This window comes from Massilia timonae CCUG 45783 (assembly GCF_000315425.1).
In the GTDB taxonomy this organism is placed as follows: domain Bacteria; phylum Pseudomonadota; class Gammaproteobacteria; order Burkholderiales; family Burkholderiaceae_D; genus Telluria; species Telluria timonae.
This window is the reverse complement of sequence record NZ_JH992923.1, coordinates 953,486-968,654: the sequence shown is the minus strand read 5'-3', so window position 1 is coordinate 968,654 and position 15,169 is coordinate 953,486. Positions and strand designations below refer to the sequence as shown.

Sequence of the window (15,169 nt, the reverse complement as noted above, 5' to 3'; positions counted from 1 at the left end):
GGATTAATAATTCAGCCGATCAAAAATTCACGCGCGATCGCGATCTGGTCGTCGTGCACGAAGGTCGGCGCATGGCCCACCCCGGGAATCTCGACCAGGCGCGGACGCGGTCCGCGCTGCGTCATCTGCTGCGCGGTCGCGCGCGACAGCAGGTCGGACTGCTCGCCGCGCACCAGCAGGGTCGGGCAGCGAATCGCGTCCCAGGCCGCCCACAGCGCGGCCTCGTCCTGGGCGGCCCCTTCCAGGGTGATGGCCCGGAACGGCTGCGCCAGGTTCAAGTCGTAGTGGCGCTCCCACTGGCCGTCCTGCCCCTGGCGCAAGACATCGGCCGCCAGCTTGCGCCATTCGTCGTCGGTGTGCGGGCCGAACGACGCCGACACCGTTTTCACGAACTCGGCCCCGGCGGCAAAGCTCGGGAAACGCAGGTCCTGGCCGATGTAGTCGCCGATGCGCCGCAAGGCGGCGCCATCGAGCACCGGACCGATATCGTTGAGCACGAACCTGCGTATCGGGCTGCCCTCGAGCGCGGCCAGCGCCATGCCGATCAGGCCGCCCATCGAGGTGCCGAACCAGGCCACGTCCTCGCTATCGGCCCCATCCCGGGCGCCGGCAGTGACGCGCGCGATCAGGGTCACCATGTCGGCCATGTATTGCGGCACCGTGTAATAGGCCGGATCGCGCAGGCGCTCCGAGCGCCCGCGCCCGACGATATCCGGGCATACCACGCGATAGTCGTCGCACAGGGCGCGCGCCAGGTGGTCGAAATCGTCGCCCACGCGGGTCACGCCGTGCACGCAGACCAGCACCTTCGGATTGTCCGCGTCGCCCCATTCCTTGTAGGCGACGCGGTGCAGCCCGGCGGGCGAGCTGCACTGGACGCTTTTTAATCTGGGTTCAGACATCGTGACTCCGTCATGACAATATGTAGCCGCCGCTTCGCGGCGCCCTGCAAATCACCACCGCGATGGCGTTGCGATTAGAATTCTACCAATTCTGAGGAAGTTCCCCCGATCACCTTCATATAGAGGACACAATGAAATCCAGCATGCTAAGTGGCAAAACGGCTCTCGTCACCGGTTCGACCTCGGGCATCGGGCTCGGGATCGCGCGCTCGCTGGCCGAACAGGGCGCCAACATCGTGTTCAACGGCTTCGGCGACGCCCAGCAGATCGAGAAGCTGTACACCGACATCGGCGCCGAGTTCGGGGTGCAGACCGCCTACCACAACGCAGACATGTCCAAGCCGGGAGAGATCGAGGCCATGATGGCGTACGCCACCGAGAAATTCGGCGGAGTCGACATCCTGGTCAACAATGCCGGCATCCAGCACGTGGCGGCGGTCGAGGACTTCCCCACCGAGAAATGGGACGCCATCATCGCCATCAACCTCAGCTCGGCCTTCCATACCACCCGCCTGGCCCTGCCCGCCATGAAGCGGAAAAACTGGGGCCGCATCATCAACCTGGCCTCGGTGCACGGCCTGGTCGGGTCGAGCCAGAAATCGGCCTACGTCGCCGCCAAGCACGGCCTGGTCGGCTTCACCAAGGTGACGGCGCTCGAGACGGCGCAGACCGGCGTGACCGCGAACGCGATCTGCCCCGGTTTCGTGCTGACCCCGCTGGTGCAGAAGCAGGTCGACGACCGCGCCGCGCGCGAGGGCCTGGACAACGACGCCGCGCGCAAGGCCTTGCTGCTTGAGAAACAACCGTCGGGCGAATTCGTCACCCCGGAAGAACTGGGCGCGCTGGCCGTGTTCTTCTGCAGCCCGGCAGCCGACCAGGTGCGCGGCGTGGCCTGGAACATGGATGGAGGCTGGGCTGCGCAGTAAGCCCGACCTGGCCGGCGCCGCCGCCGCGGCCCAGGGCGTGGATGCGCTCAGCCGCCTGCTGTCGCTGTTCACCCTGCGCACCTCGCTCGACATCCGCTGCGCGCTGGCCGCGCCCTGGGTGCTGGAGCAGCCCGCGGCCAGCGCCGGCGTCGCGCCCTACCACCTGATCGTCGAGGGCGAAGCCGCGGTCGACACGCCCGGCGGCGAACGGGTCAAGCTCGCCGCCGGCGACATCGTCGTCTTCCCGCAGGGCGGCGCCCACCGGCTGCACGCGGGGCCGCCGGAACAGGCGCGCGCCCTGGTGGACGTGCCGGGCCCGGCGCCGCTGCGCTGGGTGTCGAATGACGGCGCCGGCGCGCCGACCGGCATCCTGTGCGGCCAGTTCGTGTTCGACGATGGCGCGCGCCGTGTCCTGCAGCCGGCGCTGCCCGCCATGATCGTCGTTCACGCCTCTTCACGTCCCGACTTCGCCGGCCTGCTCGCGCTGGTGACGATGCTGCGCAGCGAAGCCGACAGCGCACGGCCCGGCGCCGCGGCCGTGGTGGCGCAGCTGTCCGGAGCGCTGTTCACGCTGTTGCTGCGCGCCTGGCTCGACGACGGCCCGACCACCCCCGGCCTGCTGGCGGTGCTGGCCGACCGCCGCCTCGGCCCCGCGCTGCGCCTGATGCTGGCGCAACTGGAGCGCTCCTGGCTGGTGGAAGAACTGGCGGCGGCCTGCTTCATGTCGCGCGCCACCTTCGCGCGCCTGTTCCGCCAGCTGGCGGGCACGACGCCACTCGACGCCCTTGTGCAGTTGCGCATGATTCAGGCCGCCCAGTGGCTGGCGCGCGACACGCGGCCGGTCGCGGCGATCGGCGAAGCGGTCGGTTACCAGTCCGAGGCGGCCTTCAACCGGGTCTTCAAGCGCAGCTACGGCGTGGGGCCGGGCGCCTGGCGGCGCGCGGCATTGGCCGCCTCGAGCTAGTCATTTTCCTCTGCCCGACCTGGGCATGGCAAACACGCCACCTGCTGCGCTTGCCTGCCGCACCGCTGCGGTGCGTGGTCATCCGTGATGCCCTGGTGCAGTGCAGCATGCGGATTTCCACAATAGCTTGCCGGGAACGATTGCTCCAACATGGAACAACCACCAACCTCGTTGAAGAGTTGCCATGAAGAAGCCTTTTTATAAAGTACTGTATGTCCAGGTGCTGATCGCCATCGTCCTTGGCGTGTTGCTGGGGGTGTTCTACCCCGAACTGGGCACCGCGATGAAGCCTTTGGGAGACGGCTTCATCAAACTGATCAAGATGATCATCGCCCCCGTGATCTTCTGTACCGTCGTCGCCGGCATCGCCGGGATGCAGGACATGAAGAAGATCGGCCGCGTCGGCGGCAAGGCGCTGATCTATTTCGAAGTCGTGTCGACCTTCGCCCTGGCCATCGGCCTGGTGGTCGCCAACCTGGCCAAGCCGGGCGCCGGCTTCAACGTCGATCCGGCCCACCTCGATTCGAGCTCGATCGCGCAATACACCACCAATGCGCATGCACAGACCACGACCGAGTTCATCATGCACATCATCCCGAATACCTTCGTGGATGCTTTCGCTACCGGTAATATCCTGCAGGTCCTGCTGATCGCGATCCTGTTCGGCTTCGCGCTGTCGATGATGGGCGAGCGTGGCCGTCCGGTGACCAAGTTCATCGACGACATTGCCCACGTGATCTTCGGCATCGTCAACATCGTCATGAAAGTCGCGCCGATCGGCGCCTTCGGCGCGATGGCCTTTACCATCGGCAAATATGGCCTGGAATCGCTGCTGCCGCTGGCCAAGCTGATGGGTTCGTTCTACCTGACCTGCGCGCTGTTCGTGTTCGTGGTGCTGGGCGCGATCGCCAAGTTCACCGGCTTCTCGATCTTCAAGTTCATCAAGTACATCAAGGAAGAACTGCTGATCGTGCTGGGCACCTCGTCGTCGGAAAGCGCGCTGCCGAACCTGATGCGCAAGCTGGAAAAGCTGGGCTGCTCGAAGCCAGTGGTCGGCCTGGTCGTCCCGACCGGCTACTCGTTCAACCTGGACGGCACCAATATCTACATGACGATGGCGGCGCTGTTCGTGGCGCAGGCGACCAACACCGACCTGACCCTGACCCAGGAACTGACCATCCTGCTGGTGGCGATGCTGACCTCGAAAGGCGCATCGGGCATCACCGGCGCCGGCTTCATCACGCTGGCCGCGACCCTGGCCGTGGTGCCGACGATCCCGGTGGCCGGCATGGCCCTGATCCTGGGCATCGACCGCTTCATGAGCGAAGCGCGCGCCCTGACCAACTTCATCGGCAACGGCGTCGCGACGGTCGTGGTGTCGAAGTGGGAAAAGGAACTGGATTCGGCGCGCATGGACGACGTCCTGAGCGGCCGTGTGCATGTCGAAGACCAGAACAGCCTGAAGGAAGTGCGCGAAGCGGCGTAATCCCAATCGCTGCCCACCCTGAAAACCGTGTCCTCGTGACACGGTTTTTTTATGCCCGCAAGCAGTCTGCTATATTGCGGCCATCCCGATCGACGACCGCCCTGCGGGCTCCACGATGCACGTCGCCGCCACACCCGACAACGAAGCCGCGCGCCTGGCCGCGCTGTACGAGCTCTTGATCCTCGATACCCCGCCCGAGGAACGCTTCGACAGGATCGCGCAATTCGCCGCCGCCGAGTTCGACATGCCGATCGTGCTGGTCACGCTGGTCGACGCCGATCGCCAGTGGTTCAAGGCGCGCGTGGGCATGCCGGTGTGCGAGACGGGGCGCGACGTGTCCTTCTGCGCGCACGCCATCCTGCGCGACGAGATCATGGTGGTCGACGACGCGCTGCACGACCCGCGCTTCGCCGACAACCCGCTGGTGACGGGCGCGCCTCATATCCGCTTCTATGCCGGCGCCCCATTGGCGCTGCCATCCGGCCCGCGCCTGGGCAGCCTGTGCCTGATCGACCGCCGTCCGCGCACCCTCGATGCGGTGGAGCTGGCGATCCTGGGCACCTTGCGCGACCTGGCGCTGATGGAATTGACGAACACGGTGGAGCACGCCGATGGCTGAATCCACACAGATTTTGCTGGTGGAACCGGAGCCGATGCTGCGCCGCACCGTGGCGATGACCGCGCGCAGCCTGGGGCTGAGTCAGGTGCACGAAGCCGCCAGCATCGAGGCCGCGCGCCGCATGCTGCGCGCACGCGCCTTCCACGGCGCGGTGATCGCGGTCGACTGCGTCGGTCGCGGCGGCGAACGGCGCTACGACCTGAGCCTGGTGGACGAACTGCGCGCCGGCGGCGCGGCGAACGGGACGATCCCGATCGCGATCATGGCCGAGCAGGCGACCGCCGAACTACTGCACGAGCTGCGCGACCGCAGGATCAGCCGGGTCATCCTGAAGCCGTTCCGCGCCAAGGTGCTGCTGGAAACGATCGAGCAGTTCGGCGCCGCCGGCAAACCGCGGCCCGGCCTTCCCCAGCGCCCGGCCTGAGCCGGCGTTCATTTTATTCAGCCTGCATCGCCACCCACACGGATTAGTGTAGACATCTCGATCTAGACAGGATAATCTAGATTCATCCTGAACAGACGAGGTCATGCCATGCCGCGCTCCCCCGACGCTCCCAAGCCCACGCCCGCCGAACTCGACCTGCTGCAAGTGCTCTGGCCGCTCGGCGCGGCCACCGCCAAGCAGGTGCACGAGGCGATGCTCCCGCAACGTCCCGACGTCACGTATGCCACGGTCTTGCGCCTGATGCAGGTCATGCACGGCAAGGGCTTGCTCAGCCGCGACGAGAGCGAACGTTCCCACGTGTATGCGCCCGTCCATGAACGCGACGCCCTGCAGACCAATCTGCTGCAAGACCTGATGCAGCGCGCCTTCTCGGGCTCGGCCAAGGCGCTGGTGCTGGCCGCGCTCAAAAGCGGCATTTCGAAGAAGGAACGCGACGAGATCGAACAGCTCCTGAAAGACGAGGACAAGCGATGAGCGCATTCGAGATCGTCAACAGCATCGGCTGGACGCTGGTCCATTTCAGCTGGCAGGGCGCGCTGGTCGGCGCCCAGACCGCCCTTGCCCTCGCCCTGCTGAGCAAGGCGCGTCCGCAGACGCGCTACCTCGTCGCCTGCGCCGGGCTGCTGTTGTGCGTGGCATGGCCGGCGACCGAACTCTACCTGCGCCTGAGCGGCGATGCCGGCGCCGGCGGCGGCTTCGCGATCGTGCTGGCAGGCGCCGCGCAAGGCGTCGCCGAGGACGGCGGCTGGAGCGGCCTGTTCCAGCGCAACCTGGCCTGGATCGTGGGCGCCTGGGCCGCCTGCGCGCTGTGCCTGGCGCTGCGCATGATCGCAGGGCTGTTGTGGGTGCGGCGCGCGGCGACGCGGGAAGGCCGCGATCCGGCATGGCAGGGGCGCGTCGACCGGCTCGCCGCGCAGTTCGGCCTGGCGCGGCCGGTCCGACTGCGCATCGTCGGCGGTTTGTCCAGCCCGGTCACCGCCGGCTGGTGGCGCCCGGTCGTGCTGGTGCCGGCATCGCTGGTGACCACCATGCCCCCGCACCTGCTGGAAGCGCTGCTGGCGCATGAACTGGCGCATATCCAGCGCCACGACTACCTGGTCAACCTGTGCCAGAACGTCATCGAATCGCTGTTGTTCTACCACCCGGCGGTCTGGTGGATCTCGCGCCGCATCCGCGTCGAGCGGGAACAGATCGCCGACGCCATCGCGGCACGGCAGCTGGGCGAACCACGCCGCCTGGCCCTGGCCCTCTCGGAACTGGAAAAACTCCAGTTCTCCACCCACCACCTGGCCCAGGCGGCCAACGGAGGAGATCTCATGTCACGCATCAAACAACTGGTACGTCCCGATACCGAAGCGCTGAACTGGAAAGCCGCGATCCCGGTGCTCGGATTCCTGCTCGCCGGGCTGGCTGGCTGCGCCCAGACGCCGGCATCGACCGCGGCGACGGCCAACGCGAACAGCATCGTCGATCTCCCGACGGTGAAGTTCGACTCCTGCGAACGGCCGAAGTACCCGGCCGAGGCGCTGGCGCGCAATATCGAGGGCACGGTGACTCTCGGCTTCCTGGTCGGCGCCGGAGGGGCCGTGCTCGAGACCACCTTGCGCAAGTCGAGCGGCGACAGCTCGCTGGACGAGGCGGCCCGCACGGCGCTGGCCAAGTGCACGTTCAAGCCCGGCACGGTCGATGGCAAGCCGACCGAGCAGTGGACTGAGGTGCAGTACGTCTGGGTATCGAAGTGAGCGCAGCTGCCCGCGTCGTACGTCGCCTCGTCGGCCTGCTTGTGCTGTGCACGAGCACGCTGGGCGCCGCAGCGGTCAATTTCACCTTCGAAAGTGCCCCGGGGCCGCTGCCGGTCGGATTCCGGGTCGTCGAGCAATACGACCGGTCACGCGTTTTCCTGGGCGACCACGATCTCGACACGGGACGCCCCATCACGCGGGAACGGGCGCGGCCGATCCAGACCCTGGTCTGGTATCCGGCCACCGATTCGGGCCAGGCGATGCGTTACGGCGACTACCTGCGCCTGACCGGCAGCGAGACCGATTTTACGCGCGGCAGCGCGGCCGTCCAGGCAGCAGCCGACGCCTTCATCGCGCTTAACTACGCGCCGCCGGGCGCAAATATGCAGCAGCTCCGGGAAGAGCTGGCCGCGCCGATGCGGGCGCGCCCCGACGCGGCAGCCATCGGCGGCAAGTTCCCGATCGTCATCTATGCGCCCAGCATCAGCGCGCCCGCCGCAGAGAACCCGGACCTGTGCGAATACCTGGCGAGCCACGGCTATATCGTGATCGCCAGTCCCAGTATAGGGCCGCGCTCGCGGCGAATGCCGAACGACCTGGCGGGCGCAGAAGCGCAGGCGGCCGACATTTCCTTCCTCATCGGCTATGCCGGCACGCTCGCCCAGGCCGATCCGGCCCGGATCGCGGTGGCCGGCTTCAGCTGGAGCGGCTTCGCCAACGTCCTGGCAGCGGCCAGGGACAGCCGGATCAAGGCGCTCGTCGCCCTGGACGGGTCGGTGCGCTATTACCCGGAATTGGTCTCTGCCGCGACCTACCTGGCCCCGCAACGCACCACGACGCCGATGCTGTATGTCGCCGCGCGGCCCTCCTCGCTCGAAGACATCGCCGCGCGCGGCAAGCCGACGTCCAGCTACCTGAACGATGCGAAGCATGCCGACATGTTCAAGCTGACGATGTACCCGATGGAACACTTTGCCTTCTCGTCGACCTACCTGCGTTTCGCCGGGGACGAGTGGTTCAACCAGTATTCGCGCATCGATGCGAACCAAGCCCATGGCTGGACGGCGAGCTATGTCGGGCGCTTCCTCGACGCCTATCTGAAGGATGACGAGGCGGCGTTGGCCTACCTGGATGCCGCTCCGGCCAGGAATGGTTTCCCGGCGCATGCCGCCACGATGGAGGTCCGGCGCGCCGCGCCGCTTCCCGCCGGTCGCGAGCAGTTCGCGGCGGAGCTGGCGCGCCGCGACTTCCAGCATGCCGGCGCAGCATATCGCGCCATGTTTGGAAGAGAGAAGGACGGCGGCCTGCCCGAGAAGGAACTCAATGCCTGGGGTTATGCCTTGCTGCAGGCGGGGGAAGCGGAGGCCGCGCTCGCGGTATTCGGCCTGACGACAGAGCTGTACGCGTCGAGCGCAAACGCTTTCGACAGCCTGGGCGAAGCCTGCGAACGCAGTGGCGACACTGCGCGTGCGATCATCAATTATCGCCGCTCGCTGGAGCTGAATCCCGACAACGACAATGCCCGGCAGCGGCTGCAGGCCCTCGAGAATGACATGCATAAACTGGCAATATTGCAGTGATAAGCTATCATTTCGCCTGAGCCCGTGAATAGGAGTGGATCTTGATGCGTGAGTCGTTGTTCAAATGGCGCAGTACAGGCCGTCCGATACTGGTGTCCGGATTGGCGGTGGCGGCCCTGGCCGGCTGCACCCAGACGGCGCCGGTCAATCCCTTCGCCGCGATGCCGGACAGTGTCACCACCGAGCCGGTCGCGAATTTCAAATCCTGCCGCAAGCCGGAGTATCCCCCGCAGGCGCTGGCCGCCAAGGTCGAAGGTACGGTCACCCTCGCCTTCCTGGTCAGGGCCGACGGCACGGTGCGCGAAGCGTTGGTGCGCAAGACCAGCGGCAATGCCTCGCTCGACGAGAAGGCGCGCGCTGCGCTCGCCAAGTGCCGGTTCCAGCCGGGTACCGTAAACGGTGCGCCGAAGGAGCAATGGACCGAGCTGAAATACACCTGGGCGCCTGAATGAAGCCGAGCCTGGGTATGCCCGCGGCCTTTGGCGTGGCCGTCGCCGTCCTGGCCGGTTGCGCACAGGCGCCGGTGGTGGAACAAGCCGCCGCGAATCCGAACGCAGCGCAGCGGCCGGTTGTGGATTTCGCTTCCTGCCATCGACCGGTGTATCCGCCACAAGCTGTCGCCGACAGGATCGAGGGCACGTCGACGATCGGCTTCCTCGTGGGTCCCGACGGCAAGGTGATCGCATCGAGGGTCTATACCTCGAGCGGCGACGCGTCGCTCGACGAGGCGGCCCGCAGCGCGATCTCGCAATGCACGTTCAGGCCGCCGACCGACAAGGGCAAGCCGGTCCAGGCCTGGATTCCGGTGCAATACGTCTGGAAAATGGATTAAGCATCATTCGGCACGCTGTAACGACAAAGGGCGCCAGAAACATTCAGCGCCCTTTGCCGTTCGACACCGCGCCGACTACAGCGCCGAGGTATCCAGTTCGCAGCCAGTGGCGGCCACGATCTCGTCACGGCTCACGCCCGGCGCCAGTTCCACTACCTTGAGGCCGGTATCGGTCACATCGATCACCCCGAGGTCGGTGATGATGCGGTCGACCACGCCCACGCCGGTCAGGGGCAAGTCGCATTTCTTGAGGATCTTGTGGCTGGTGGAACCATCCTTGGCGGTGGCGACATGTTCCATCACGACCACCACGCGCTTGACGCCGGCGACCAGGTCCATCGCGCCGCCCATGCCCTTCACCATCTTGCCTGGGATCATCCAGTTGGCCAGGTCGCCGTGTTCCGACACCTGCATCGCGCCCAGGATCGCCAGGTTGATCTTGCCGCCGCGAATCATGCCGAAAGAGTCGGCCGAGCTGAAGTAGGCGGAACCGGGCAGCGCCGTCACGGTCTGCTTGCCGGCGTTGATCAGGTCGGCGTCGACTTCGGCTTCGGTGGGGAACGGGCCGATGCCCAGCAGGCCGTTCTCGGACTGCAGGAACACCTCGATATCCTTGGGTACATAGTTGGCGACGAGGGTCGGCAAGCCGATGCCCAGGTTCACATAGAAGCCGTCCTGCAGCTCCCGGGCCGCGCGCGCGGCCATTTCATCACGAGTCCATGCCATGTTCTTGTCTCCGAATGTGTGTGATCAAGCGCGTACGGTGCGCTGTTCGATGCGTTTCTCGGGCGTCGGATTGTGGACGATGCGGTGCACGAAGATGCTGGCCAGGTGCACCTGGTCCGGATCGATCTCGCCGATCTCGACCAGTTTCTCGACTTCCACGATGCAGACCTTGCCGGCCATGGCCACGTTCGGATTGAAGTTGCGTGCTGTCTTGCGGAACACCAGGTTGCCGGCGCGGTCGGCCATATGGGCCTTGACCAGCGACACGTCCGGGAACAGCGCGTGTTCCATCACGTAGTGCTCGCCGTTGAACTCACGGGTTTCCTTGCCCTCGGCGACGATGGTGCCGTAGCCGGTCTTGGTGAAGAAGGCCGGAATGCCGGCGCCACCGGCGCGCAGCTTCTCGGCCAGGGTGCCCTGCGGGGTGAACTCGAGCTCGAGTTCGCCGGCCAGGAACTGGCGCGCGAATTCCTTGTTTTCGCCCACATAGGACGAAATCATCTTCTTGATCTGGCGCGTTTCCAGCAGCTGGCCGAGGCCGAAACCGTCCACGCCGGCATTGTTGGAAATGGCGGTGAGGTTCTTGACGCCCGAATCGCGCAGCGCCGCGATCAGGGCTTCCGGAATGCCGCACAGGCCGAAGCCGCCCACGGCGATGGTCTGGCCGTCTTGAACGATGCCGGCCAGGGCGGCGCGCGCGTCAGGATAAACTTTATTCATACCCGTCCCTTTTATAGGTTAAGCCAAAGCTCTTCTGTACTACTGAGTAGACTCTCAGCATAGAATACGTGACAACGAAGCACAATACCGTAGAACTACGGCCAATCCCAACACATAGCACGGCGAATGAAGACGGCTGTCGATCTGCATCAGATGAACCACCAAAACCCACAGAGTCCGGGCATCGACTATGAAATGATCTTCCAGCACGCGCCGGTCGGCATGTGCGTGTCGCTCGACCGCGTGATCCAGACCTGCAATGGCGCGCTGGAGGAAATGTTCGGCTATCCGCCGGGTCACCTTCAAAGCCTGTCGTTCAGCGTGCTGTACCCGACGATGGACGAATTCCTGCGTACCGGCGACCGCATCATCCCCATCATGAATACCCGGGGCCGCTATTCTGACGAGCGCATCATGCGCCGCGCCAGCGGCGAACTGTTCTGGTGCCACGTGACGGGCCGCGCACTGGACCCGGCCCAACCCCTGGGCGCCGGTGTCTGGACCTTCGAGGACGTCAGCGAAAAACGTCCGGTGACGGCGCAACTGACCCCGCGCGAGCGCGAGATCGCGGCGCTGCTGGTCGAAGGAAAGACGAGCAAGATGATTGCACGCGATACGGCCCTGAGCCCGCGCACGGTGGAAATGCACCGGGCCAGCCTGATGCGCAAATTCGCGGCATCGACGTCGTCGGAGCTGGTGCACAAGCTGGTGGGCGTGCGCGGATAACGGCCCGTTCGCGCCGGGCGAATACGACGGCGCGTCACCGGTGGCCATGAAGGGCCGATGGCCCGCATTCACGCACAGGGGTTGAGCGCCGCGTCAGGACGAAGACCAGGGCCGCGATCCAGGCCGCCCCGGTCCAGCCCAGCAGCGCGCACCACAGGAAGACCCGGTCGGCGTGGGGATAGTCGCGCTTCATGGCGATCACGCCCGGCAACAGCAACAGATACACCAGGACCCCAAGGAGCACGAGGGCGATGCGCAGGACGCACAACACGCCAGCGGCCAGCAGGACGATTCCGATACGCGCGACCCGGTTCATGCATCCCCCCCATACTGCTGGCGCAGCCGCTCACGCAAGGTCAGGAAAAAGGCCCCGCCGATGCCGAAGAACAGGCCGAGCACGACGGAGATGGCGACGATCGCCTTGCGCGAACCGGCCGGCTTCGTTGGCACGACCGCCTCGTCGACGATCCTGACGTTGCTGGAGCGGTCTCCGGCATCGACGTCGAGTTCCTCGGTCCGGCGCAGCACCGCGTTGTACAGGTCGGTCTCGGCCTTCAGGTCGCGCGCGCGGCGCTCGAGCTCGGTCGCCACGGCGGGGAGGCGCCCGGTGTCCGCTTCGAGGCCGGCGATCTCGCGACGCGCCCCTTCGAGCTGCCGGTCGAGCGCCAGCAGTTCCGGATGCTGGTCCCCGAAGCGCACGCCCAGCTCGGCGCGCCGGCGCTGCAACTGGGCCAATTGCTCGCGGGTCGAGGACAGCCGGCCCAGCGCCAGGCGCGTATCCTCGACGACGTCCGCGGCGCCGTGCTGGCGGCGGTAGGATTCGTAGCGCTCCTCGGCGGCGGCGACGCGCTGGCGCAGCCCGGGAAGGCGCGCGCGCAGGACGTCCATCGAGCCGGTCGACTCGCTCGCTTTCTGGCGATGCACATGCTCCATGTAGACGTTGCCGATCTCGTTGAGGACAGCCGTGATGCGGCGCGGCTCGGCGCCCTGGAGCCTCACGCTGAGGACGCCGGTATCCTTGCCGAGCTCGGCAATGTCCAGCCCGGCGCCGATCTCCTCGATCACGGCCGGCACCGAGCGCCGCGCCACCAGGTAGTCGGTGCCCGGCGCGCCCTCCAGTGCGTCGATCGTCAGGTGCACGCTGCCGCCGTCCAGCGCCGCCGCCAGCGGCGTGCCGACCCGGCCGACGACGGCGCGGGGGCCGTCCCCGGCGCGCAGGCTGTAGCGTTCCCGGTCGAGGCGCGTGACAAGGAGCGGCTGGTCGAGCAGCTCGGGGGGCACGGTCAGTTCGCTGACCCGGATGCGCTCGCCGCCCCAGGCATAGCCGCCGTACGGCGCCGGCGCCAGGCCGTGGCGCGCATTCCAGCGCGCCAGCGCCGTGCCGATCAGCGGGAAGTAGCGCGGCTCGGCCACCACGTCCAGCCGCAGGCGCGTCGCGGCGGTCCCGATGACCGCGCGTGAGCGCAGCAGTTCGGCTTCGGACATGGCGCGCTTGTAGGCCGAACCCGGCGTCGTCTCGCCGAGCAGCGTGCGCGGTTCGGACGAGCGCATGTCGGTCACGTGGATGAGCAGGTTGGCCGTGTAGGACTGAGGCCGCGCCAGGGCATAGAGGGTGCCCAGCGCCGCCACCGACAGGGTGACCAGCACGATGAACAGCCGGTGGCGCACCATCACCCCGACATGTTCCGCCAGCCGGAATGGCACCAGCGCGGGGCCGGGATCGAACCTGTCCAACGGCGTGACTTCGGGTGTCAGGATTTCGTTCTTGCCCATGCTGTTCCCTCGGTTGGACCGGCACAGCGCACTGCTGTGCGGCTATTTAAGTGACCTGGCGCGTGACGGCAACCCTGCAATCACTACCCTAGCGCGATAAACACGTTCCTTGCTGAGCTAAATCAAGGCGACCCGTACCTCAGCAAGCCGTAAAGGTGTTCGAAGCGCCCCCGGCCGACGCTGACGCGGGTTCCAGGTGCCTATGCACACCCGCGACAGCGACATTCAGGCCGATGGCGGCCGCGCCGCGGCCGGCGCCACGCCGGGAACGGCGAACGGCGCGCACAGGCGGCGCAGCTCTCCCAGGCCGCCGCAGGCGGCGAACAGCGTCAGGGCCGCGGCGGCGTACACGCCAAGCTTGCCCCCGAGGGAGCGCCACGGGCCGGCGCCGAACGCCGGCGCGCACCATTCGGCCAGCAGGATTGCGGCCACGCAGGCGCCCAGCACCAGCCCCGCCAGCCGCAGCGGGAACATCGCGCGCCATGGCCGGCCCAGCACCTTCCCCACGGCGCGCGCATTGGCCAGTTCGCACAGCAGGAAGGCGGCCACGCTGCCGAGCGCCGCGCCGGCCAGGCCGAACCAGTGCACGCCGGCCAGGCTCAGGGAGGCGGACAGCGCCAGCCCTGCGAGATTGATCCGCAGCGCCAGCCGGCCCATGTCGAGCGCCGGCATCGCGAAGCCGACCGCCACCGACTGCAGCGCGACCAGCAGCAGGTACAGGCGCATCACCGGGACCGCCGCCAGATAGCGCTCGGTGTAGACCAGCGCCACGATCTCGGGCGCCAGCAGGAACAGCGCGCCGGCCAGCGGCGCCAGCAGCAGCGTCGCCGCCCCGCTCCCCTTGAGCAGCAGCGCGTGCACTTCGGCGCGGGCGCCGCCGGCGAAGGCGCGGTTCAGGTGCGGCAGCATGGCGCTGTTGATCGGCTGGCGGATCAGCGAGGCGACCGGCAGCGCCACGGCGCCAATGGTGAACGCGGCAAAGACGTGCGTCGGCATGAGCGACGCGGCGATCCAGCCGTCGGCCTGGGCCCGCATCGCGAACAGGCTGCCGCCCGCGGCGAACGGCAGCGCATAACGCAGTTGCGCCAGCAGGCTCGCCGGCGCGCAGCGCAGGCGCGCTCCGCCGGGCCGCGTCAGGAAATAGGCCGCCAGCACCACCAGGCGCAGCGCGGCATCGAGCACCAGCGCCGCCAGCACCCAGGCGATGTCGTGCGACAGGATCGCGGCCACGGCCACCAGCGCCGTGCGCAGCAGGGCCAGCGCCAGCTCGGTGCTGCAATGCCACAGGATGCGTCCCTCGGCGATCGCCAGCGTGGTCGTGATCGTCAACAGCACGGACAGTCCCAGGTACAGCGCCGACAGGCCGTGCGTGGCCCCGTGCAGCGCGCGCGACAGGTCGCCCGTGAGCGGACTGGCCGGGCTCGCGAGCAGGGCCACCACCAGGCCCATGCAGGCCAGGTAGGCGAGCGCGTTGCCGATCACCGTCAGCTGCCGCCCGCCGGCGCGCGGCAGGAAGTAGTACAGCGCCTGCGGCATGAAGGCCGGCGCCAGCGCCAGCGCCGTGCCCAGCATCAGGGTCAGGAAGCGGTACTGGCCGAACGTGTCGGCGTCGAGCTGGCGCACCAGGATCACGGGCAGCAGGAACTGCAGGGCGAATTCGACCATGCCACCGGCGGTCAGGAACGCCGCCGACCGGCTCAATCCCATGGCGCGACCGGCGCGTGCCAT

The 15,169-nt window shown here is 67.3% G+C and carries 17 protein-coding genes; 11 read left to right on the top strand and 6 right to left on the bottom strand.

The genetic code is table 11. The features are described from left to right. Positions 1–11 precede the first annotated feature (11 nt). On the bottom strand, positions 12–902 hold the full coding sequence (locus tag HMPREF9710_RS14225) for an alpha/beta fold hydrolase (RefSeq protein WP_005667396.1): 891 nt from the start codon (positions 900–902) through the stop codon (positions 12–14). Between the two features lie 143 nt (positions 903–1,045). Here HMPREF9710_RS14225 and HMPREF9710_RS14220 point away from each other — a divergent pair, with 143 nt between their 5' ends. The 10 genes from HMPREF9710_RS14220 (at position 1,046) to HMPREF9710_RS14175 (ending at position 9,496) form a co-directional block, all read left to right on the top strand. After that, positions 1,046–1,828 carry a 3-hydroxybutyrate dehydrogenase gene (locus HMPREF9710_RS14220; protein WP_229409797.1) on the top strand — a complete coding sequence of 261 codons (783 nt, stop codon included), beginning with the start codon at positions 1,046–1,048 and terminating at the stop codon, positions 1,826–1,828. Then, a complete protein-coding gene (locus HMPREF9710_RS14215; RefSeq protein WP_005667394.1) occupies positions 1,806–2,792 on the top strand; it encodes a cupin domain-containing protein in 987 nt (328 codons plus the stop codon). The genes HMPREF9710_RS14220 and HMPREF9710_RS14215 overlap by 23 nt, the downstream gene beginning before the upstream one ends. 184 nt (positions 2,793–2,976) lie before the next feature. Continuing rightward, positions 2,977–4,278, top strand: coding sequence for a dicarboxylate/amino acid:cation symporter (locus HMPREF9710_RS14210; RefSeq protein WP_005667392.1), 1,302 nt, complete (start codon positions 2,977–2,979; stop codon positions 4,276–4,278). A 115-nt stretch (positions 4,279–4,393) separates the two neighbouring features. Further along, complete coding sequence (locus tag HMPREF9710_RS14205; RefSeq protein ID WP_005667390.1) at positions 4,394–4,897, top strand: GAF domain-containing protein; 504 nt, start codon at positions 4,394–4,396, stop codon at positions 4,895–4,897. Further along, a complete protein-coding gene (locus HMPREF9710_RS14200) occupies positions 4,890–5,321 on the top strand; it encodes a DNA-binding transcriptional response regulator (RefSeq protein WP_005667388.1) in 432 nt (143 codons plus the stop codon). The genes HMPREF9710_RS14205 and HMPREF9710_RS14200 overlap by 8 nt, the downstream gene beginning before the upstream one ends. 108 nt (positions 5,322–5,429) lie before the next feature. After that, positions 5,430–5,816, top strand: coding sequence for a BlaI/MecI/CopY family transcriptional regulator (locus HMPREF9710_RS14195; protein WP_005667387.1), 387 nt, complete (start codon positions 5,430–5,432; stop codon positions 5,814–5,816). Then, a complete protein-coding gene (locus tag HMPREF9710_RS14190) occupies positions 5,813–7,084 on the top strand; it encodes a M56 family metallopeptidase (protein ID WP_005667385.1) in 1,272 nt (423 codons plus the stop codon). Before HMPREF9710_RS14195 ends, HMPREF9710_RS14190 begins: the two co-directional genes overlap by 4 nt. Continuing rightward, positions 7,081–8,664, top strand: a complete 1,584-nt coding sequence (locus tag HMPREF9710_RS14185) for an alpha/beta hydrolase (protein ID WP_005667383.1) — start codon at positions 7,081–7,083, stop codon at positions 8,662–8,664. Before HMPREF9710_RS14190 ends, HMPREF9710_RS14185 begins: the two co-directional genes overlap by 4 nt. 44 nt (positions 8,665–8,708) lie before the next feature. Then, positions 8,709–9,116: an energy transducer TonB gene (locus tag HMPREF9710_RS14180; RefSeq protein WP_005667381.1), complete on the top strand. Its 408-nt coding sequence runs from the start codon at positions 8,709–8,711 to the stop codon at positions 9,114–9,116. Beyond that, entirely contained in the window at positions 9,113–9,496 is a 384-nt protein-coding gene (locus HMPREF9710_RS14175) for an energy transducer TonB (RefSeq protein ID WP_005667380.1), read from the top strand. The genes HMPREF9710_RS14180 and HMPREF9710_RS14175 overlap by 4 nt, the downstream gene beginning before the upstream one ends. Before the next feature lie 75 nt (positions 9,497–9,571). Here HMPREF9710_RS14175 and HMPREF9710_RS14170 read toward each other — a convergent pair whose 3' ends face one another. Together HMPREF9710_RS14170 and HMPREF9710_RS14165 are read right to left on the bottom strand one after the other, a co-directional pair. Further along, the gene (locus HMPREF9710_RS14170) at positions 9,572–10,222 is read right to left on the bottom strand and encodes a 3-oxoacid CoA-transferase subunit B (protein ID WP_005667378.1); all 651 of its coding nucleotides are present in this window, start codon (positions 10,220–10,222) and stop codon (positions 9,572–9,574) included. Between the two features lie 24 nt (positions 10,223–10,246). Next, positions 10,247–10,942: a CoA transferase subunit A gene (locus tag HMPREF9710_RS14165; protein WP_005667377.1), complete on the bottom strand. Its 696-nt coding sequence runs from the start codon at positions 10,940–10,942 to the stop codon at positions 10,247–10,249. Positions 10,943–11,095: 153 nt separating this feature from the next. On the opposite strand from HMPREF9710_RS14165, the gene HMPREF9710_RS14160 reads away from it, so the two are divergent. Continuing rightward, a complete protein-coding gene (locus tag HMPREF9710_RS14160) occupies positions 11,096–11,668 on the top strand; it encodes a PAS and helix-turn-helix domain-containing protein (RefSeq protein ID WP_040776284.1) in 573 nt (190 codons plus the stop codon). A 34-nt stretch (positions 11,669–11,702) separates the two neighbouring features. Here the strand turns inward: HMPREF9710_RS14160 and HMPREF9710_RS14155 are convergent, their stop codons facing one another. The 3 genes from HMPREF9710_RS14155 to HMPREF9710_RS14145 all read right to left on the bottom strand — a co-directional run bounded on the left by HMPREF9710_RS14155 (position 11,703) and on the right by HMPREF9710_RS14145 (position 15,169). Further along, positions 11,703–11,984, bottom strand: a complete 282-nt coding sequence (locus tag HMPREF9710_RS14155) for a superinfection immunity protein (protein ID WP_005667373.1) — start codon at positions 11,982–11,984, stop codon at positions 11,703–11,705. After that, a complete protein-coding gene (locus tag HMPREF9710_RS14150; RefSeq protein ID WP_005667371.1) occupies positions 11,981–13,441 on the bottom strand; it encodes a GNVR domain-containing protein in 1,461 nt (486 codons plus the stop codon). The genes HMPREF9710_RS14155 and HMPREF9710_RS14150 overlap by 4 nt, the downstream gene beginning before the upstream one ends. A 225-nt stretch (positions 13,442–13,666) precedes the next feature. Further along, on the bottom strand, positions 13,667–15,169 hold the full coding sequence (locus tag HMPREF9710_RS14145; protein ID WP_040776281.1) for a lipopolysaccharide biosynthesis protein: 1,503 nt from the start codon (positions 15,167–15,169) through the stop codon (positions 13,667–13,669).

Coding starts and splice junctions, on each gene's coding strand:
- HMPREF9710_RS14225 (WP_005667396.1), bottom strand. CDS start 902: ATGTCTGAACCCAGATTAAAAAGCGTCCAGTGCAGCTCGCCCGCCGGG.
- HMPREF9710_RS14220 (WP_229409797.1), top strand. CDS start 1,046: ATGCTAAGTGGCAAAACGGCTCTCGTCACCGGTTCGACCTCGGGCATC.
- HMPREF9710_RS14215 (WP_005667394.1), top strand. CDS start 1,806: ATGGAGGCTGGGCTGCGCAGTAAGCCCGACCTGGCCGGCGCCGCCGCC.
- HMPREF9710_RS14210 (WP_005667392.1), top strand. CDS start 2,977: ATGAAGAAGCCTTTTTATAAAGTACTGTATGTCCAGGTGCTGATCGCC.
- HMPREF9710_RS14205 (WP_005667390.1), top strand. CDS start 4,394: ATGCACGTCGCCGCCACACCCGACAACGAAGCCGCGCGCCTGGCCGCG.
- HMPREF9710_RS14200 (WP_005667388.1), top strand. CDS start 4,890: ATGGCTGAATCCACACAGATTTTGCTGGTGGAACCGGAGCCGATGCTG.
- HMPREF9710_RS14195 (WP_005667387.1), top strand. CDS start 5,430: ATGCCGCGCTCCCCCGACGCTCCCAAGCCCACGCCCGCCGAACTCGAC.
- HMPREF9710_RS14190 (WP_005667385.1), top strand. CDS start 5,813: ATGAGCGCATTCGAGATCGTCAACAGCATCGGCTGGACGCTGGTCCAT.
- HMPREF9710_RS14180 (WP_005667381.1), top strand. CDS start 8,709: ATGCGTGAGTCGTTGTTCAAATGGCGCAGTACAGGCCGTCCGATACTG.
- HMPREF9710_RS14175 (WP_005667380.1), top strand. CDS start 9,113: ATGAAGCCGAGCCTGGGTATGCCCGCGGCCTTTGGCGTGGCCGTCGCC.
- HMPREF9710_RS14170 (WP_005667378.1), bottom strand. CDS start 10,222: ATGGCATGGACTCGTGATGAAATGGCCGCGCGCGCGGCCCGGGAGCTG.
- HMPREF9710_RS14165 (WP_005667377.1), bottom strand. CDS start 10,942: ATGAATAAAGTTTATCCTGACGCGCGCGCCGCCCTGGCCGGCATCGTT.
- HMPREF9710_RS14160 (WP_040776284.1), top strand. CDS start 11,096: ATGAACCACCAAAACCCACAGAGTCCGGGCATCGACTATGAAATGATC.
- HMPREF9710_RS14155 (WP_005667373.1), bottom strand. CDS start 11,984: ATGAACCGGGTCGCGCGTATCGGAATCGTCCTGCTGGCCGCTGGCGTG.
- HMPREF9710_RS14150 (WP_005667371.1), bottom strand. CDS start 13,441: ATGGGCAAGAACGAAATCCTGACACCCGAAGTCACGCCGTTGGACAGG.
- HMPREF9710_RS14145 (WP_040776281.1), bottom strand. CDS start 15,169: ATGGCACGCGCCGGTCGCGCCATGGGATTGAGCCGGTCGGCGGCGTTC.